The organism is Alteromonas sp. WD8-37, assembly GCF_055326825.1.
The window spans coordinates 229,048-247,702 of record NZ_JBUZOV010000001.1 but is presented as its reverse complement, the minus strand read 5'-3'; the positions used below and the strand labels follow the sequence as shown (position 1 = coordinate 247,702).

General features: G+C 53.6%; 15 protein-coding genes. 10 read left to right on the top strand and 5 right to left on the bottom strand.

The genetic code is table 11. The features are described from left to right. Nucleotides 1–24 precede the first annotated feature (24 nt). From ACTUJZ_RS01170 to ACTUJZ_RS01160, 3 genes are read left to right on the top strand one after another with little or no spacing between them, the layout of a single operon-like run. Complete coding sequence (locus ACTUJZ_RS01170; RefSeq protein WP_463634433.1) at nucleotides 25–678, top strand: biliverdin-producing heme oxygenase; 654 nt, start codon at nucleotides 25–27, stop codon at nucleotides 676–678. 5 nt (nucleotides 679–683) lie between these two features. Next, a complete protein-coding gene (xthA, locus tag ACTUJZ_RS01165; RefSeq protein WP_463634432.1) occupies nucleotides 684–1,493 on the top strand; it encodes an exodeoxyribonuclease III in 810 nt (269 codons plus the stop codon). Nucleotides 1,494–1,498: 5 nt separating this feature from the next. Continuing rightward, entirely contained in the window at nucleotides 1,499–2,140 is a 642-nt protein-coding gene (locus ACTUJZ_RS01160; protein ID WP_463634431.1) for an energy-coupling factor ABC transporter permease, read from the top strand. Between the two features lie 67 nt (nucleotides 2,141–2,207). On the opposite strand, the gene ACTUJZ_RS01155 is transcribed toward ACTUJZ_RS01160, so the two are convergent. Continuing rightward, nucleotides 2,208–2,768: a phosphoribosyltransferase gene (locus ACTUJZ_RS01155; protein ID WP_463634430.1), complete on the bottom strand. Its 561-nt coding sequence runs from the start codon at nucleotides 2,766–2,768 to the stop codon at nucleotides 2,208–2,210. A 98-nt stretch (nucleotides 2,769–2,866) separates the two neighbouring features. Continuing rightward, entirely contained in the window at nucleotides 2,867–4,069 is a 1,203-nt protein-coding gene (locus tag ACTUJZ_RS01150; protein WP_463634429.1) for a lipoprotein-releasing ABC transporter permease subunit, read from the bottom strand. Nucleotides 4,070–4,244: 175 nt separating this feature from the next. Here ACTUJZ_RS01150 and ACTUJZ_RS01145 point away from each other — a divergent pair, with 175 nt between their 5' ends. The 5 genes from ACTUJZ_RS01145 (at nucleotide 4,245) to ACTUJZ_RS01125 (ending at nucleotide 11,252) form a co-directional block, all read left to right on the top strand. Then, nucleotides 4,245–4,841, top strand: a complete 597-nt coding sequence (locus tag ACTUJZ_RS01145) for a PilZ domain-containing protein (protein ID WP_463634428.1) — start codon at nucleotides 4,245–4,247, stop codon at nucleotides 4,839–4,841. Nucleotides 4,842–4,884: 43 nt separating this feature from the next. Continuing rightward, a complete protein-coding gene (gene mfd, locus ACTUJZ_RS01140) occupies nucleotides 4,885–8,376 on the top strand; it encodes a transcription-repair coupling factor (protein ID WP_463634427.1) in 3,492 nt (1,163 codons plus the stop codon). After that, nucleotides 8,377–9,648: a CsiV family protein gene (locus tag ACTUJZ_RS01135; protein WP_463634426.1), complete on the top strand. Its 1,272-nt coding sequence runs from the start codon at nucleotides 8,377–8,379 to the stop codon at nucleotides 9,646–9,648. Nucleotide 9,649: 1 nt separating this feature from the next. Continuing rightward, a complete protein-coding gene (locus tag ACTUJZ_RS01130; protein ID WP_463634425.1) occupies nucleotides 9,650–10,171 on the top strand; it encodes a cob(I)yrinic acid a,c-diamide adenosyltransferase in 522 nt (173 codons plus the stop codon). Nucleotides 10,172–10,355: 184 nt separating this feature from the next. Continuing rightward, complete coding sequence (locus ACTUJZ_RS01125) at nucleotides 10,356–11,252, top strand: aspartyl protease family protein (protein ID WP_463634424.1); 897 nt, start codon at nucleotides 10,356–10,358, stop codon at nucleotides 11,250–11,252. 403 nt (nucleotides 11,253–11,655) lie between these two features. Here ACTUJZ_RS01125 and nhaC read toward each other — a convergent pair whose 3' ends face one another. Beyond that, nucleotides 11,656–13,164 carry a Na+/H+ antiporter NhaC gene (gene nhaC / locus ACTUJZ_RS01120; RefSeq protein ID WP_463634423.1) on the bottom strand — a complete coding sequence of 503 codons (1,509 nt, stop codon included), beginning with the start codon at nucleotides 13,162–13,164 and terminating at the stop codon, nucleotides 11,656–11,658. Between the two features lie 276 nt (nucleotides 13,165–13,440). Between nhaC and ACTUJZ_RS01115 the strand changes: the two genes are divergently transcribed. After that, entirely contained in the window at nucleotides 13,441–13,869 is a 429-nt protein-coding gene (locus tag ACTUJZ_RS01115; RefSeq protein WP_463634422.1) for a nuclear transport factor 2 family protein, read from the top strand. A gap of 20 nt (nucleotides 13,870–13,889) precedes the next feature. On the opposite strand, the gene ACTUJZ_RS01110 is transcribed toward ACTUJZ_RS01115, so the two are convergent. After that, nucleotides 13,890–15,260, bottom strand: coding sequence for an SLC13 family permease (locus tag ACTUJZ_RS01110; protein WP_463634421.1), 1,371 nt, complete (start codon nucleotides 15,258–15,260; stop codon nucleotides 13,890–13,892). After that, a complete protein-coding gene (gene nagZ / locus ACTUJZ_RS01105; RefSeq protein ID WP_463634420.1) occupies nucleotides 15,244–16,239 on the bottom strand; it encodes a beta-N-acetylhexosaminidase in 996 nt (331 codons plus the stop codon). Before nagZ ends, ACTUJZ_RS01110 begins: the two co-directional genes overlap by 17 nt. Before the next feature lie 75 nt (nucleotides 16,240–16,314). On the opposite strand from nagZ, the gene ACTUJZ_RS01100 reads away from it, so the two are divergent. Then, on the top strand, nucleotides 16,315–18,600 hold the full coding sequence (locus ACTUJZ_RS01100; protein WP_463634419.1) for a penicillin acylase family protein: 2,286 nt from the start codon (nucleotides 16,315–16,317) through the stop codon (nucleotides 18,598–18,600). The last annotated feature ends 55 nt before the right edge of the window (nucleotides 18,601–18,655 follow it).

Below are 18,655 nucleotides of genomic sequence, written 5' to 3'. Positions count from 1 at the left end.
GGTGAATACACCACTGCTACCAACATGAGGGTTATTAAGATCAAGCCATCACCAACCACCGCGCCACTATTTGCGCAGCTAAAACAGGGGACGGCCTCAGCCCATCGCGCGCTGGAAGCAACCTATCCATTTAATACCATGATGAAACCTGGCGTTTTCAATAAGGTTACCTATGGGCAGAACCTGTTGGTGTTAGCCAGTTTTCACCGCGTTGTGAGTGACTGCTTTGCTGCCAGTGACTCAGCCTTTGGCGAACTCCAGCCCTATCTGCACAGTGCCGAAGTGAACGCCGCTTTACAGGCAGATTTGCAGCACCTGGAGATCAGCGATGCTGTACCGGGCTTTGATGTTACACTTTCAGCCAATAATCCTGCTGATTTGCTGAGTGCAGCTTATGTATGGATGGGCTCCTCTATGGGAGCCCGCATTTTACACAAATGGCTGCAAAAAGCAGGCTATACCAACCTGCCCTGCCACTATTATGCGAAGATGCAGCTCGTAGGTAGCCACTGGCCGGATTTTGTCAGCCATGCCGCTGACTTAGCCCAACAACACCAGGTGCACGCGGCAGACTGCATCGATGCAGCCAACACCTTGTTTAGCGGCTTGCAAAACACTGCCCGCAAGTATTATCCGCAAACCCGCTCTGAATCATTATTTACAATTAATCAACAGTGACCATAATGAAGTTTATTTCTTTTAATATCAACGGAATTCGCGCTCGTTTGCATCAATTGCAAGCGGTTATCGACCAGCATCAGCCAGATGTCATTGGTTTGCAGGAAATCAAAGTTCACAACGATCAGTTTCCTGAAGAGGCAGTGCGCGAGATGGGCTACCATGTGTATTATCATGGCCAGAAAAGTCATTATGGCGTGGCGTTTTTAAGCAAGCAGCCAGCCGATAAAGTCCAGTATGGCTTTCCCACCGATGACGAAGACGCCCAGCGTCGCATGATCATGCTAACCTTTGAAAGCGGCCGCGAGCGCCCGCTGACCGTACTCAATGGCTATTTTCCGCAAGGTGAAAACCGCGACCACGAAACCAAGTTTCCAGCTAAGCGACGTTTTTATGCTGATTTGATGCAATATTTAACCGACCATCACACCAGCGACGATGAAGTGGTGATCATGGGCGATCTGAATATCTCCCCGACCGATTTAGACATCGGCATTGGCGAGCAAAATAAAAAACGCTGGCTACGCACCGGCAAGTGCAGCTTTTTACCTGAAGAGCGTGAGTGGATTGAACAGCTGTATAGCTGGGGCCTGACCGATAGCTACCGCGCCATGCATCCGCAGCGTGACGACGAATTTAGCTGGTTTGACTACCGCTCCAAAGGCTTTTTGGATAACCGCGGCCTGCGTATTGACCACATCCTGGCCACCACGCCGGTGCACGATCGCCTGGTCGAAACCGGCATTGATTATGCGCTGCGCGGCATCGAAAAACCCTCTGATCACGCCCCTATCTGGGCAGTGTATAAGGACTAGCCTGTATGAGCACAATACAGCTGGGCGCGCTGGTGCTTTACCTCAGCAGCCTGCTGTTTGTGCTCAAACGTATCGACTGGGCCAGCCTCAAAGCCGACCGACCTCGCCAGTTGGCGCTGGTCAATGCCACCGCCCTGCTTAGTGTATTCTGGTTTTTCCGCCTGACCCCACCGCAGGCGCCTGACTTACATTTTTTGCTGGTTACAGCGCTAACCCTCACCTTAGGCTTTCGCCTGGCACTCATCAGCGCATCGGTGGTATTGCTAGCGCTGCTTGTCTTCGGCCAGATTGATTGGTCGCTAGCCGGGATCTACGGGCTGACCACTGTGATGGTCCCGGTCACTCTCAGTTATGCCATTTATGCCTGGCTGTTTCATCGGCTGACCCGACACTTTTTGGTCTATGTCTTTTTGTGCGCTTTTCTGCCGGCGGCATTGGTATTAAGTGTGTCCATGGGGCTGATGGGCGGCTATATGATTGTGGACGGGCTGTACGCGTTTCAGGCCGTCAATGACAATTACTGGCTAGTGATTGTGCTATTGGCCTTTCCTGAGGCGTTGCTCAACGGGGCTATTATGACCATGCTGGTCGTGTTCAAGCCCACCTGGGTGCACACCTTCCACGATAAATTTTATTTTGATCAATAAGTTTGAAGCGTGATCAAAAAACCGGGCGCGAGGCCCGGCTTTTAATTATCAGCGCAATGTGGCCAGCTTATTTAAACAACAGGTCCATCACATCGGTTAATTCTGACTTACCTTCACGAATTTCTTCTTCACTCAACCCGGCAATTTCATGCGGGAACACCAGCCATTCATCACTTTGGTTGATGTAATAATCCGGCACAATGTCTGTTTTGTTGTTTTGCGGCTTATACCATGGGCAGGCAATCCGCATATCGGTAGGCGTGTTCAGGCGCATCAGCTTTTGAATCTGCTTGATCAACGCATCCACACTGCGGCCAGAGTCAAACACGTCATCAACGATTAGCAGCTTATCTCCAGCGTTGGCATTTTCTACCAGATAATGTAAGCCGTGAACGCGAATTTCTTTGGATTGCTGATTGATGCCGTAATACGACGACGTACGCACCGCAATATGATCAGTAGGGCTGTTTTTGAATTCAAAAAATTCCTGCACAGCGATACCGATGGGCGCACCCCCACGCCAAATCCCGACGATAAAATCGGGGCGAAAGTCGTCTTCATACACTTTTGCTGCAAGACGAAACGAATCCTGGAGTAATGATTGCGAGGTAATAAAATTCTTGTTCATGCGACTTACCGGCCCAAAATCTAAAAGAGGGCGATTATAGTGAATTCGCAGCCAACTTGCATCCTGCCGCGCAATATTTTCGCCCCATTGCTGGTGTGTTAATCATTTTGCAAGGCGGTGGCCGGCTGGGTCTGCATGGCTTTGTAGGCCGGGTATAAACTGGCCACAAAACACAGTGCTAGCGATAACCCGGTATAGGTCGCTACCTGGCCCCAGCGCAGTTCAACCGGCACTGACGCACCGTCGGCCGACAAGGCCAGCGTTATGCCCAAAAGCTCCAGTAAACTGTTGAGGTTAAACGCCAGTAGCAGCCCCAGTAACAGCCCGATAGATGCTCCTTTAACCCCATTGAATACGCCGTTGAGCATAAACACCGCCATCAGGCGGCTCTGGCTGAGCCCCTGAGTCTGCAGGATCGCAATATCACCTTGTTTTTCACTTACCACCATGACCAGCGCTGACACAATATTAAAGGCCGCTACCGCAATAATTAGCACCAGCATCAAAAACATCATATTGCCTTCCATTTTCACTGCATCAAACAGCGGCCCCTGACGGGTACGCCAGTTTTCACTGGCCAGGCCGCGGGCATCCAATGCAGCAATGGTTTGCTGGTAGGCGAAGGCATCATTTAAAAACAAGCGGGTATCGGCCGGGCTACCGGCCGGCTGGCGCAGCAATTTTTGCACATCCTCCAGCGCCATAAAGACAATCTTTTCATCCATACGCGAGCCCACATTGTGCACTGCGCTGATGGTTAGTAAACGCTGGCTGGGCATGCGACCAAACGGGGTGTACACACTGGCTCCGGCCATCAAAATCCGCACCCGGTCGCCCAGCCCCACTTGTAACTGCTGGGCCAGTGCCTGGCTAATCACGATAAAAAACTGCCCTTCGGCCAGCGATGCCAGCTCGCCTTGCTGAATATGCTCAGCCAGCACGCTGTGTTGCATATCCGCCGCCTGAATGCCCTGCACATTGACCCCACGTAAAGCGCCGGCAGACTGTAGTACGCCCTGGGTCTCCACAAACGGCGCTGCACGTGCCACATTGGGCAGGCTGGCCCAGTCTGCCGGCGCTTTTTCAGGCTGATGCGGTACCACCACCTGCGGCACCAGGCCCAAGATGCGTGATTTTAGCTGCGATTCGAAGCCATTCATCACCGACACCACCACAATCAGCGCCATCAGGCCTAAGGCAATACCGGCCACCGAGAAGCGGTTGATGAAAGAAACAAAGCTGTTTTGTTTGCCGGCGATGGAATAACGCCAGGCAATAAAAGCAGAAACCGGATGAAACATACACGCCCAAAGTTATGATCGAATTATTCTGCCCCGGCTTATTTAAGTAAAATAACGCGCCGTGCAAAAGTCGTGTTAAAGTGCCGCAATAACAGTGGGTTTCGCCCACAGGCACATCGAATCGGGTATACTACGTGGATGGGCAGGCACGTACAAGAAATTGGTGGTAGCAATCATGGACACAATGACACTGGCAGAAAAACAGGCACAGTTTGACGAATACTTCATGATTGGCCATGAACTCAATGCCAATGTGGTGCCATTAGATGATATCACAGCTCTTCCAGCTCAGGATAAGCTGGAAGAGGCCATGCCATATGCATTTCGCATAGCCGGTGAAGTGTCGGCGCTGGATGCCTCGACCTTACGTAATTTGCGCGGGATGGGTGATCAAGCCACAGCCCTGGCCGATTTTTTAAATCATCAGTCGAAAAAAATTGACCTGATGATGTCCTACATTCTGCACCAGCAGGATGATCCAGCCCACCGCCAGGCCACCGTGAAATTTGGTGGCGGTGGCGTCGTCATCAAGGCTGCCCACGAATTAGCCGTCGGCACCCATGCCCAGATAAAGTTATTTTTGACCGAAGAAGCCGCTGCCATTTTTTGTTTTGGTGAAGTTATTGCTTGTCAGCAGGTCGAGGATGACTACCATATATCCTTTATTTTTAACCGTATCCGCGAGCAGGATCAGGAACTGCTGGTCCGGGCCAGTTTGCATTTGCAAACGCTGCAGTTAAGAAAACGTGCGCAGGCCCGCCACGACCAGTAGGCTTACACGCACCGCGGCCATCCTTGAATAGACATTAGGTGATATGACAGCCATCAGCACAGTCCTGCCCCTACCCAAAGCAAAATCCACCGGCGCCAGCCAGGACCACCAGCACTGGGGGCACCTGCAGGGCAGCAGTGATGCGCTGGCAGTAGCCCGCGCCTTCAGCGACAGCAAAGGCCCGGTGGTGTTGCTGACCGCCGATACGCCATCGGCGCTGAAGATGCAGCGCGAGATTGGTTTTTTTCTGGCCGACAGCGACCCGCAAATAACTTTGTTCCCGGATTGGGAAACCCTGCCCTATGACATGTTCTCGCCGCATCAGGACATTGTCTCGCAGCGTTTAGAAACCCTGTATCATTTTTCCACCCAGCGCCAGGGCATCTTTATTGTGCCGGTCAACACCCTGATGCAGCGCCTGGCGCCAGTGGATTACTTAAACAAATACCTGCTGATGCTGGAACAGGGCCAAACCCTGGATCGCGACCAGTTTCGCCGCAACTTAGAACAGGCCGGCTATCTGCATGTTAGCCAGGTGATGAGCCACAGCGAATTTTCCGTGCGTGGGTCGATTATCGATTTGTACCCCATGGGTAGCGAGCGGCCCTTCCGGCTGGATATGTTTGACGATGAAATCGAGTCCATCCGCTATTTTGATCCGGAAACCCAGCGCTCAGCCGATGAAGTCAAGAAAATCCGGCTGCTACCAGCCCGCGAATTCCCCACCGATAAAGACGCCATTTCGCTGTTTCGCCAACAGTTTTTAGACAAGTTCGAGTCCAGTCAGGCGCAGGAGTCGGTTTTTGCGCAGGTCAGCAAAGGCACTATGCCTGCCGGGGTGGAATATTATCTGCCGCTGTTTTTTGAACAAACCGCTACCCTGTTTGATTATCTGCATCCGGCTACCACCTTGATGTTGCACGGCGATTTGTACAAAGCCAGTGAGTTTTTCTGGGAAGATGTGAACGAGCGCTACGAACAGTTGCGCTATAACCTGTCGCGCCCGCTGCTAGCCCCCGATGAGGTATTTTTACCCATCAACAGCTTGTTTGAACGCATCAAGCAATGGCCGCGCATCAGTCTGCACACCGAGGTGCTGGAAGATAAAGCCGGCCACGTCAATGCGCCCTGCGCCAGCCTCACCGGCATTACGTTAAATCCACAGAAGAAACAGCAAGCCGAGGCCTTACACAAGACACTGGATAATGCCAAAGCTCAGGGCGGCCGCGCCTTGTTCGTGGCTGAATCGGCCGGGCGACGTGAAAATCTGCTGGAAATTTTGGGCAAAAGCCAGCTGCGCCCGCCACAGTTTGGCTCGTATACAGAGTTTTGTGACAGCGACGCACCGCTGGGGATCACCATTGGCCTGGTGGAAAACAGCTTCAGCTGGAGCGATACCAGCACGCCGCTGCTCATCATCACCGAAACCGAATTACTGGGCTACAAAATCAGCCAGCGCCGGTTACGGGAAAAACGCACATCCACCGATGAAAGTGCCATTATTCGCAACCTGGCCGAGTTGTCGGTGGGCCAGCCGGTGGTGCATCTGGACCATGGCGTGGGCCGCTATATTGGGCTGCAAACGCTGGATGCTGGCGGTGTGACCACCGAATATGTGTGCATCGAATACGCCCGTCAATCCAAACTGTATGTGCCGGTGTCGTCGCTGCATTTAATTTCGCGCTACACCGGTGGCGATGTGGAGCATGCGCCACTGCACGGGCTGGGCTCAGATGCCTGGTCGAAAGCCAAACAAAAAGCCGCTGAACGGGTCCGCGATGTGGCCGCCGAATTACTCGATGTGTACGCCAAGCGCGCCGCCAACCCGGGGTTTGCCTACCCCATTGAATGGCAGGACTATCAAACCTTTGCCGACAGCTTCCCGTTTGAAGAAACCGCCGACCAGCAACAAGCCATTAATGCAGTGATCCAGGACATGGGCAGCCCGCAGGCCATGGATCGGCTGGTGTGCGGCGATGTAGGCTTTGGTAAAACCGAAGTGGCCATGCGTGCAGCCTTTCTGGCCGCCAGCCAGGGCAAACAGGTGGCCATTCTGGTGCCCACTACCCTGCTGGCCCAGCAGCATTATGAAAACTTTAAAGACCGCTTTGCTCAGTGGCCGTTTAATATTCAGGTGATGAGCCGTTTTGTCAGTGGTAAAGCGCAAAAGTCGGTCACCGAAGGCATCACCAGCGGCCAGGTGGACATTGTGGTGGGCACCCACAAACTGCTGAGCAAAGATGTGAAATTTGCCGATTTGGGCCTGGTTATCATCGATGAAGAACACCGCTTCGGGGTACGACAAAAAGAAAAATTTAAAGCCCTGCGCGCCGATGTGGACGTTTTGACCCTGACCGCTACGCCCATCCCCCGGACGCTGAACATGTCCTTATCGGGCATGCGCGATCTTTCCATTATCGCCACACCGCCGGCCAAGCGCTTGTCCATCAAAACCTTTGTGCAGCAACGCAACAAACCGGTGATCCGCGAAGCCATCATGCGGGAGATCTTGCGCGGCGGGCAGGTGTACTTTTTACACAATGAAGTCGAGACCATCGAGCGCACTGCCGAAGAAATTGCCCAAATTGTGCCAGAAGCCCGTATCGCCATCGGCCACGGCCAGATGCGTGAGCGCGAGCTGGAAGCCATCATGAGCGACTTTTACCACCAGCGTTACAATGTGTTGGTGTGTACCACCATCATCGAGACCGGCATCGACGTACCCACCGCCAATACCATCATTATGGATCGGGCGGATAATCTGGGCCTGGCGCAGTTGCACCAGTTGCGAGGCCGGGTCGGCCGTTCCCATCACCAGGCCTATGCCTATTTGCTCACACCCCACCCCAAACGCATGACCAAAGATGCTGGCAAGCGACTAGAAGCCATCGCCAATTTGGAAGATTTGGGGGCCGGTTTTGCCCTGGCCACCCACGACCTGGAAATTCGTGGCGCCGGTGAACTGCTGGGCGATGAACAATCCGGCCAGATTGCCACCGTAGGCTTTACCCTGTACATGGATATGCTGGACCAGGCTGTAACCGCCTTAAAAGAAGGCCGCGAGCCATCACTGGATGACAGCCTGGCCGGCCAGACCGAGGTGGAGCTGCGTATCCCGGCGCTGTTCCCGGAAGATTATATTGCCGATGTGAATACCAGGCTGTCGCTGTACAAGCAGCTGGCAAGCTGTGCCAGTAAGGCCGACATTGATGAGTTTCAGGTGGAGCTGATTGACCGCTTCGGCCTGTTACCGGATGCTGCCAAAAATCTGGTTAAAGTGGCCGAGCTTAAGCTGCAGGCCAAAGCACTGGGGATCAGTAAAATTGATTTCTCCGGCGGTGGCGGCAGCCTGGAGTTTCGCCAGGACACTGCGGTGGACCCGGGTTTTATTATTCAGCTGGTGCAAACCCAGCCGCGCATCTTTAAATTTGAAGGCAGCCAGAAACTTAAAGTGCTCAAACAAACTGAGTCCGCCAAAGATCGTATTACCTTTACCGAAGAGCTATTAAATGAATTTGCCAGGGAGACGCGCTAAATGAAGTTCGCGCTGTATGTAACGCTGCTGATGATGAGCCTGGCCGGGACCGCCCGGGCGCAACAAAACTGGTGGTTCGATGTGGAGGTTATCGTATTTGACCGCGGCCAGTCTGTCAGCGCTTCGGAAGAACAGTTTGAGTATGCCGACAATCTGGCAACACCACCGGCGGGCTGGGACCTACTCGGTAAATTGTTACAGCCGGATATTAGCCTGTTAAAACAAAGCCTGCCGCATTGCCAGCACGAACCCGCCGCAGACTGGCCGCGGCCGCTGTGGCAGGCACCGGATGCGCTATCAACCGTAGCTGACACACCGGCCGCAGACCCAAGCAGTCTATCTACCGGAAATGCGCAACGCCTGTCCACAGGTAATGCCCAATATGTTACGCCAGCTCAGGCGGCGGCCTGGTGGCTGGAATTTCATGGCCCACAGCCGGTGGATATCCGGATTCCTGCGGTCAAAAGCTGCCAGCCTGATACCCCCTGGTTAACTTATGCCAACAACCGTTGGCAGCGCCACCTGCCCGATAACAGCTTGCCGATGCCCGATGTGCTGCCGGTCATCCCCAAAGGCAGCGATGCCTTCAAAGGCTCTCCGCAGGTGTTAAGTGCCGATGCGCTGCAGCTGACCAAATTATCGGAACAAATCCGCCGTACCCGCGGCCTCACCCGGCTGCTGCATACAGCCTGGCGCCAGCCGGTTGCCTTTGGCCAGAACAAAGCCCCCTCAGTAAGGCTGTTTGCCGGACAAAATTATGCCAGCCAGTTTCAGGCTGATGGCCGTCAGCGCCAGCCGAACCCGTGGCGCGAAGACAACGATCTTGAAATGCAGGCGGAAGGCCCTGCATCTGCCGACTCCAACCGCTTTTTTGACCGCTTAGATAGCCGCCTGCGTCAGGCAGAACCGCTGGATGTGGCTGGTATGCTGGCTACCCTCTCCCCCGCGGCGACCGCGCCAGCCGATGGCAGCAGCCTGGCGCCGATGGAAGGTGGCGAGCCCATCTGGCAGCTCGACGGCCAGGTGCGGGTGTATTTGAAATACATTAATCGGGTGCCCTATTTGCATATCGATTCTGAGTTATTTTATCGCCAGCCCATTCCGCTGGATCCCGAGGCTATCAGTGACGGCGCTGAGCCTGAATACCAGTTGGTGTCAGTGCCTTTTAACCAGATACGGCGCGTGATCAGCAAACAACTGCATTATTTTGACCATCCGTTGTTTGGCATGGTGATTGAGATCCGCCGTTACAACATTCCCGAAGGCTTTTAATATGAAGATTTACACCCGCGGCGGCGATGCCGGCCAGACCCGTATTTATGCCGACAAACCGATCCGTGTGGGCAAAGATGATTTGATCTTGGCCAGCTATGGCGATATTGATGAGCTGAACAGCCAGATTGGGCTATTGGTGGCACAAACCGAGCAGGAAAAAGCCACGCTTCAAACTGTGCAATACAACTTGTTCCAGCTCGGTTATCTGATCTCAGCAACCAGCAGCCTGGGCGAAAAACAGGTGACCCAGTTGGAAAATGATATCGATCGCTTATCAGCACTGCTACCTGCCCAGCGCCAGTTTATTTTACCTGGTGGTTGTGTGGCCGCCGCCCAGGCCCATGTGTGTCGCACCGTATGCCGGCGCGCTGAACGTACCCTGGTAGCACTAAGCCACCAGCACGATGTACCGGCTACCGCACTGGCCTACATCAACCGGCTATCCGATTATTTATTTGTACTGGCCCGTTATTGTAACCATCAGGCCGGCGTGGCCGATGTGGAAGTGCCTGCTCAGTAAATAAAAGAACCTGGCTCCAGTAGCATAGATTTAATGCCATCTCAGAGATAAAAAGAAACTCCCAATAAAAATTAAAAACTGCACCTTTTTTAAATTTTTCTTATATAAAAACCGCCTTTTCAGGCGGTTTTTATTTGTACAAAGTATGGTAGTCTCCAATAAGGAATTTAACTAAGGATCGGTTATGTTACGTCGTTTATTGTGTGGTTTTGTATTATTAATTGGGGCTGGTACCGCGCACGCCTCAGTATCTCCCTGGCTTAACTTTGAATTATATGGCGGTCACATTGCCCTCCCCGTGACCGTCAGTGGCCACCCCACTTTTGCCATTTTAGACAGTGGTTCCCAGGTCAGTGCCATCAATAAAGCATTTATGGAGAAGCACGAACTCGAATATACCGGTACCGGCAGCACCTATATCGAAGGTGTGTTTGGCAAAAAGCGGCACAATAAGTTTTCCAATGTCCCGGTTGGCATATTCGGTACCACAATGAAAATAGACAATGTGGTCGAGGTTTCGCTAGGCCACAGCTCCAAAGGCCTGCTGCTGGGGGCAGCGTTGTTCCAGGGCAACGTTATGCAAATCGATTACCCCAATAAAAAAATGCGCCTTATCAGTCGTGATTCGGTCAATTTACATGAAATAAAAAATGTTCCTATGGTGGAACAGCGCGGCTCGGGCAGGCCACTGGTGGAAGTTTCCTTAAATGGGCGCAAAACCTGGTTAGTACTGGATACCGGTAATGCCGGCGGCATCATGATTGAACGGAGCCTGGCAGAAGGCCTGAATTTAGCCAATACAAGCAACCAGGTGCACAAATCCAGTGGCATGAATAAATCAGGTAATATGGAAACCACCAGAATCGATAAGGTCGTATTCGGGCCCTATACCCTGGAAAACACACTGGTCTCTTTTAATGCTGAAAGCAGTAACATCAACCTGAATAATCAATTTAAAACCACCGGCACCCGCATCAGAGGAAAGAAAGTCGAGGGCTTAATTGGCTATGAAGTTTTAAAGCATTTTGTCATTACCATGGACTATGGCCGTGGCTACCTGCATGCGGCGTTACCGGAGTGAGAAAGCGACTTGTTGATGGGCTGATTGCAGTCCGAATATCAATTGGAGGCCGGCGGCCCCTCTGTACGAAAAGCAGCCGTTGGCTTATTGCTATTTTATTGGCAGTTGAGTGCGAATAGCGTTTTTTCTATATATTATTACTCAGATTTTTTGACTTAAATAGCCCTTGAAATGAAACTCATTGAAAAAGTTTCCCGAATGTTTGCTATTTTGTAGAACCTGTTTATCTCGCAATTTTTACTTACAGGTTCACGATGAACATAAATGCTTATTGATGCTTAAAGTTAATTGGTTTATGACATTTTACTTCGAAATAATTTTAAAAATACGGAAGTTGAGAAAGCCGATTTTGCAAGACATCGGCTGGTTTAAAATCAGCCGATGTCTTGCAGGGCTTAAAATGCTAGGTCTCCATTTTTTCTACCTGTTCTTGCACAGGCTTACCGTCATCATTAAACCGGGCAATGGCAGCATCTTCTGACTCCCACCGCTCACGTTCCTCATCCGAGGCCTTAGGCGAGAACCAGTCCAGGTAGGCGTAAATGATGCCTATGATTGGTGCGGTCCAACAGGCAAATGCCAGCGGGATGTACAGTAAGTTTTCTAAATTATCGCCGGATATGCCCAGGCCAAGCGCCGATATCACAAAGGCACCACCGGCATTCCAGGGAATCAGAGGGGACATCAGGGTGCCTCCTTCTTCAACAGCGCGGGACAAATTCAGTGTTGAATACCCCATGCCGCGGTAGACCGGCGAAAACATTCTGCCGGGTAGGGCTACTGACAGATAGGGGTCACCCGCCACCAGGTTAGTTGAAAACGCGGTGCCTACAGCGGCCACCTGGGTGCGGGCAAAGGTAGTTGCCGTTTTTTTAATCGAATTGATGATACTTTTCAGGCAGCCTGTGGCTTCTAGTGCGCCACCAAATGCCAGCGCAATAAGCACCAGCGAGATGGTCCACATCATCGACTGTACCCCACCCCGATTAAGCAGATCGTCTATCTCACTGATATTGGTCTGGATGGAATAGCCGTTGTTGGCATAATCAAACACAGCTTGCAGGTTTTGGCCCTGCGCAATCATGGCAAAAGCGCCCCCAACTAATACGCCGACAAACAGCGACGGTAGTGGCGGCAGTTTTTTCAGCGCCAGCGCCATAACCACCAACGCGGGCAGCAACGCCCACCCAGAGATATAAAAATTATCCTGCAGCGCGGTGGTAATACCTTCTATCTTTTGAAATGACACGCTTTCGGCATCAATCACCAAAAAGCCCACTGCCAGGTAGATGAAAAACGCAATGACCATGGCAGGTATGGTCGTGGCCATCATATTTTTGATATGTGAAAACACATCGGTGCCGGTTACTGCCGGCGCAAGGTTGGTGGTATCAGAAAGTGGTGAGACCTTGTCGCCGAAAAAGGCGCCAGAGACCACGGCACCCGCCGTCCAGTACATGGGGATATCAAAGCCATCACCGATCCCCATCAAGGCCAGACCCACTGTGCCCACACTGCCCCAGCTGGTGCCCAGCGATACCGCCACTACAGCACAAATCACCATGGCTGCTGGCAAAAAGAGTTCTGGGGATAAGGTTTTTAACCCATAGTAGATAATGGTCGGCACCGTCCCGCTGGCGATCCATATCCCTATGATCATCCCCACAACGATGAGCACGCTCACCGCGGGCAACGCTACATGAATCACCTTGAAAATACCATCCCGAATGTTTTCCCATGTCAGGCCCTGGTAGATCCCGACTAAACTTGCCAGCGCTACCCCAATGGCAAGCGGAATGTGGGGTTCGAACACCCCGAAGTAAAAAATTTGTATCCCCAAAATAATAAGCGTCAGTATAACTGGCGTTAACGCCACTGAGAGGCTTGGTGTTTCGTTCTTTTCAACTTCCATACATCTTCCTGATATTCAAAACGATTGATGTTTGTAAGCCCCTAGGTCAAACGACGTCCTAGAACAGGCATCATAAAAATATTGTTTTTTTTTGTAAAAAATTATCTACGCTGGAAGCGCGTAATGGATCGGGAAAGAGTGATGCCACACGCCGCGGCGGCTTTGACTTCGGCAATTTTAGCGCGTGAGAATCGAGCAAAACGAACACCACATTGCACAAAATGCATTTTGCCGCTAGTCTTCGATAACTATTCAAAAAACAATAAGGGATCCAGTATGTTAGTTCGTTCAATAAAGGTGGCGGCGTTAGCGATGAGCTTGCTATTGTCAGCAAAGGTGTTGGCCCATGAGTTCGGCTCACCGCAGGACGCTGTAAACAGCTATATTACCGCGGTAAAAACCGGGTCGGGTGAGCATATTAAAATGGCATTTTTGCAGTCGGCGTCAATCCAATATTATGGCAAAGATGGCAGTTACCTAAACTACACCCGCGACGATTTTGCTGATCTTGTGAATACCGGCAATGAGTGGAATGTCTCGATTGAGATCACCGATTTAAAAACCACTGGCAATGCTGCTAATGCCACGGTGGAATTCACTTGGGGTGACGAGGGTAAACAAGGGTACGTTGACTACCTGAACTTGATTAACCATGAGGGCAGTTGGCATATTACCGACAAAGTTGCTCAATACGTAGAGCGGTAATGCACTAACAGTTTGCCAACTTACAACCGCGTCAGCGCTACGCCGGCGGTGATCACTACCGCCATCATCAGGTTTAGCACAACCCCTTCGCGGGCCATGTCGGCGACTTTGAGCTCGCCGCTGCTATACACAATGGTGTTGGTAGGAGTGGCTACCGGCATCATAAAGGCGCAACTGGCGCTGATGGCTGCCGGCATCATTAAGATCAGCGGGTCTATTTGCATGCTTACTGCAGCGCTGGCCAAAATGGGCATCAACAGGGTGGCGGTGGCAGTGTTGGAAGTCACTTCGGTAACAAAGCTCACAGCCAGGCAAAGGATAAGCACCACCAAAATCACCGGGGACACACCCAGGGTGGCCAGTTGCTCGCCCAGCAACCGGCTCAGGCCGGACTCCATAAACGCGGTCGCCAGGCAGATGCCACCGGCATACACCAACAATAAGCCCCACGGGATCTGGGTGGCAGTATTCCAGTGCAGCAAGGGCGCAGGCTGTTGGCGGTCTCCATTGGGTAGAGTACACATCAGCAGCACGCCAGCAATGGCAATGGTGCTATCCCCCACATTGGGCATATTCAGCCAGTCCGTCCAGTACGGTCGAAATACCCAGGCCAGTGCCACTGTGGCAAATACCATCAGCACGCGCTGTTCAGCTGGCCGCCAGGGCCCGGCCACTGGTAGATTGACCGCTGGCAAGGTGCCTAATGAGCGGGTCAGCCAGAAAGCCATCAGGATAATGCCCACCACCACAATCGGCAGCGCCGTAGACATCCAGTTTAAAAAGCTGATTTCATTGCCAGTGGTCTGGGTATACACATTCATAAAGATGATGTTGGGCGGCGTACCAATGGGCGTACCCACCCCGCCAACGCTGGCGGCATAAGCTAACCCTAGTAACAGCGCCACCGCCACCCTTGGTGAGCCGATGGCATTGACCACTGCCATGGCGATAGGCAGCAGCATCAAAGCTGTGGCGGTATTAGAGATCCACATGCTCAGCACTGCCGAGGTCAACATAAAGGCCAGCACCAGGCGCCGCGCGCTGCCGGCCCCCGTCAGCGCCAGCATATAGGCTGCCAGCCGGTTATGTACGCCGCAGCTTTCTAAGGCTTTGGAGAGCATAAATGCACCCATTAGCAGCACAATGACATGGGAGCCCAGCGCGCCAGCGGCCTGCTGGTAGGTCATAATGCCGGCCATGGGAAAGGCGGCAAACGGCACCAGCGCGGTCAGCGCAATGGGTAAGGCTTCGGTGATCCACAACCCGGCAATTAATACCGTCAGCCCGGCGGTGATGGCCTGCGCCTCAGTCAGCCCGCCCCACAGCAGCCCCTGCCAGCTAAGCAGGCTGCCCAATGCGCAAATCCCTAGCCAGTTATATTTGATCGCCATACCGGTCCAACAGTTTTACTGCCCGTTTGTATGCCTCTGTTGCACCGGGCATGGCCTGGCGGCGATTAAAGGCATGCAACCGGTCGTTGGCCTGTTTTGGTAGCGCCAGAGAATCCAGAATAGTCACCGCACCGGCACGGTTATTACAGGCCAGCACCATATCGCATCCTGCGCTTAAGGCCTGGCGCGCACGCTCAGGGTAGCCGCCGGCCACACTCGCCCCATTCATGGATAAATCATCGGAAAAAATCACACCGTCGAAGCCTAACTGCCCGCGCAGACAGGTTTGCAGCCAATAGTCAGAAAACCCGGCCGGCTGGTCATCCACAGCATTGTAAATCACATGCGCCGGCATTACGGCGTCCAGCTGCGGCAAGAGTTGTCTAAAGGTACGTAGATCGTGGGCGTTGATCTCAGCCAGCGGCCGTTCGTCCACCGGGATGGCCACGTGCGAGTCGGCCACTACGCTGCCGTGGCCGGGAAAATGTTTGCCGGTGGCCGCCATGCCCTGGGCATGCATGCCTTCAATCAGCTCTGTGGCCAGCGCCACCACCGTATCCGGGTCGGTCGCAAAGGCGCGATCGCCTATCACCGTGGAAACGCCGTCTACATCCAGCACCGGGCCAAAGCTCAAATCCACGTCAAGCTGGCGCAACTCGTGGGCCAGTATATGGCCGCAGGCGCTGGCCAGCTGCTCGGCAGTGGTGCCACCGCTAGCCAGGCTTTGCAGGCGGCCCATGGCCGGCAGGCGGGTAAAGCGTTCGCGAAAACGCTGTACCCGGCCTCCTTCATGATCCACTCCAATCAGCAAGCGGTTGCGGGCGGCACCGCGCATGGCTTTTACCAATGCTGCCAGTTGCGCTTTATCGTGATAATTACGGCTAAACAAAATGACTCCGCCCACCAGCGGATGATCAAGAATATCCCGGTCCTCGCCGGTCAGCTCATAGCCGGCACAATCCAGCATCAGAGGGCCCATGCTTGCTCCTGCTTATTTTGTCTTCAATTCACCTAAATTACCCGATAGGATAGAGAAAAACAGGGAGTAACACACGTGCTAAATTGGATTAAGTGGTTAACAATCAGCCTTTTGATACTGGTACTAGGCGCTGGCAGTGCAGCTTTCTTTATTTTGAATCAAAGCCTGCCTCAACTGGATGGCAAGCTAGCCGTGGCGCAGCTTGATGCCCCGGTCAGCCTGCATCGCGATGCGCTGGGCCAGGCGGTAATAAAAGCCACCAGCCGGGCCGATGCCGCCTATGCACTGGGGTTGGCTCATGGCCAGGACCGCTTTTTTCAGATGGATTTACAGCGTCGCGCAGCAGCCGGTGAACTAGCCCAGTGGCTGGGCGAGCGGGCTTTAAACCATGATGAGTCGGTGCGCTTTCACCAGTTTCGTGCCCGTGCCCGCACCACCCTGGCCAGCCTGCCGGCCGAGCAGCGCCGCTTGTTGCAACGCTATGCCGATGGGGTGAATCAGGCCATTGCCGAATTTGGCAGTAAACCCTTTGAATACTGGCTGACTGGCTTTAACCCTGCGTCATGGACGCCGGAAGACAGTTTGCTGGTGGTATACAGCATGTACCTGGATTTGCAGGAAGGCCAGGTAAAACTGGACCTGGCCCGGACTGGCGTAGCGCTGAACTTTGGCCCGCAAATGCTGCGGTTTTTACAATCCCCATCGCAATATCAGTCGGCCCTGGACGGCTCTACCCTGCCTGTATATGACGGCCCGGTGCCGCCACTTGATGTCAACAAAACAGCCCAGTGGCAGGGCGAAGCACCGCCGGATATCGGCAGTAACAACTGGGCGGTCAGCGGTGCCTTAACTAACTCAGGCAGCGCCATGCTGGCCAATGATATGCACCTGGGCCTGCGCGTGCCGCTGACCTGGTATCGTGCACAGTTGTCTTACACCCGTGATGGCCAGTCGGTGCAGGTCACCGGGGTTACATTGCCGGGCCTGCCGGGCATTGTGGTCGGTACCAATGGCAAGATTGCATGGGGCTTTACCAATGCCAACCTGGATAATGTGGACTGGGTAGCACTGCCCGACGAGGCGCCCACCTGGCAAGTCAGCGAAACCCTATTGCTGCCTGACGGCCAGCACACTATGCCGTTAACCATGAGTGAATACGGGCCGGTGCAAACTATTGGCGAGCAAAACTATGCGCTGCAATGGGTGGCCCATCAGCCGTACGCGGCCAATCTGGGGATCCTGGATTTGGATGTGGTCACCACAACTCAGGACGCTGTTGCGCTGGCCCGGCAAATCCGTATGCCGGTCCAGAACATGGTTATCGCCGATGCCGATGGCAATATTGCCTGGACCCCGGCCGGTGCTGTTACCGCCCGCCCTACACCCTCGCCGGTTGCCATTGCCCCGGATGAGATTAGTGCGGCCTGGCAACAGGCCGAAACCAATCTACCGGTGGTGTACAACCCTGCAGAGAGTCGTATCTGGACAGCCAACGCCCGGGTGATTTCTGCCGAGCAGTTAGAACGCTTTGGTGATGGTGGTTATGCACTGGGCGCGCGCCAGACGCAGATTCGCGATCGCTTAGCCGAACGCCAGCAATTTAATGAGCAGGATTTTTATGCCATTCAGCTGGATAACGAGGCCCGCTTTATGCGCCCCTGGCACCAGCTGCTGATGCATACCTTAAAATCAGCTGAGGGCGAGCATGCAGAAGCGCTGGCAGCGCTGGAAAACTGGCAGGACTGCGCCTGCCCGGAATCCGTGGGTTATACCCTCACCCGGCGTTTTCGCAGCCAGGTGATCAATAGCCTGATGGCACCCATATTCTCCCGTCTGGAACAGCATGGTTTTTACCCCAATGGCCTGTTGCGCCAGATTGAACCCGCGGTACAACGCCTGCTTAGCGAACAGCCGGACAGCTGGTTACCGCCGGATGTCGATAGCTGGCAGGCCTTGCAGCTAGCCGCTTATGAGCAGGCACGCACACAGCTATTAACTGCAGCCGGCCCGCAAAGTAGCCTGGCAGAAGTTAACTGGGGCGCAGCCAACGCTCTTACCATCAAGCACCCGTTTGCCGATACCGTGCCACTCCTGGGCCAGTATCTGAATATGCCGGCAGTGGCAGGATTTGGTGACAGCTATATGCCAGCCGTGCAGCAACCGACCTTTGGCGCTTCTCAACGCTTGCTTGTGCAACCAGGCCGCTTAGCCGATGCCGTGCTCACATTACCAGGTGGCCAGTCCGGCCATCCGTTGTCGCAATATTTCCAGGCCGGGTTTGCCGCCTATGCAGAACATCAGTCTACCCCACTGTTGCCAGGTGACGCCCAGCACACTCTGACCCTTACGCCGGCCGAGTGATGAAACGCAGCGCGCCGCTACCGTTATCAATGTCGAATCCAGGCAGGGCTACCAG

Coding starts and splice junctions, on each gene's coding strand:
- ACTUJZ_RS01170 (WP_463634433.1), top strand. CDS start 25: ATGAGGGTTATTAAGATCAAGCCATCACCAACCACCGCGCCACTATTT.
- xthA (WP_463634432.1), top strand. CDS start 684: ATGAAGTTTATTTCTTTTAATATCAACGGAATTCGCGCTCGTTTGCAT.
- ACTUJZ_RS01160 (WP_463634431.1), top strand. CDS start 1,499: ATGAGCACAATACAGCTGGGCGCGCTGGTGCTTTACCTCAGCAGCCTG.
- ACTUJZ_RS01155 (WP_463634430.1), bottom strand. CDS start 2,768: ATGAACAAGAATTTTATTACCTCGCAATCATTACTCCAGGATTCGTTT.
- ACTUJZ_RS01150 (WP_463634429.1), bottom strand. CDS start 4,069: ATGTTTCATCCGGTTTCTGCTTTTATTGCCTGGCGTTATTCCATCGCC.
- ACTUJZ_RS01145 (WP_463634428.1), top strand. CDS start 4,245: ATGGACACAATGACACTGGCAGAAAAACAGGCACAGTTTGACGAATAC.
- mfd (WP_463634427.1), top strand. CDS start 4,885: ATGACAGCCATCAGCACAGTCCTGCCCCTACCCAAAGCAAAATCCACC.
- ACTUJZ_RS01135 (WP_463634426.1), top strand. CDS start 8,377: ATGAAGTTCGCGCTGTATGTAACGCTGCTGATGATGAGCCTGGCCGGG.
- ACTUJZ_RS01130 (WP_463634425.1), top strand. CDS start 9,650: ATGAAGATTTACACCCGCGGCGGCGATGCCGGCCAGACCCGTATTTAT.
- ACTUJZ_RS01125 (WP_463634424.1), top strand. CDS start 10,356: ATGTTACGTCGTTTATTGTGTGGTTTTGTATTATTAATTGGGGCTGGT.
- nhaC (WP_463634423.1), bottom strand. CDS start 13,164: ATGGAAGTTGAAAAGAACGAAACACCAAGCCTCTCAGTGGCGTTAACG.
- ACTUJZ_RS01115 (WP_463634422.1), top strand. CDS start 13,441: ATGTTAGTTCGTTCAATAAAGGTGGCGGCGTTAGCGATGAGCTTGCTA.
- ACTUJZ_RS01110 (WP_463634421.1), bottom strand. CDS start 15,260: ATGGCGATCAAATATAACTGGCTAGGGATTTGCGCATTGGGCAGCCTG.
- nagZ (WP_463634420.1), bottom strand. CDS start 16,239: ATGGGCCCTCTGATGCTGGATTGTGCCGGCTATGAGCTGACCGGCGAG.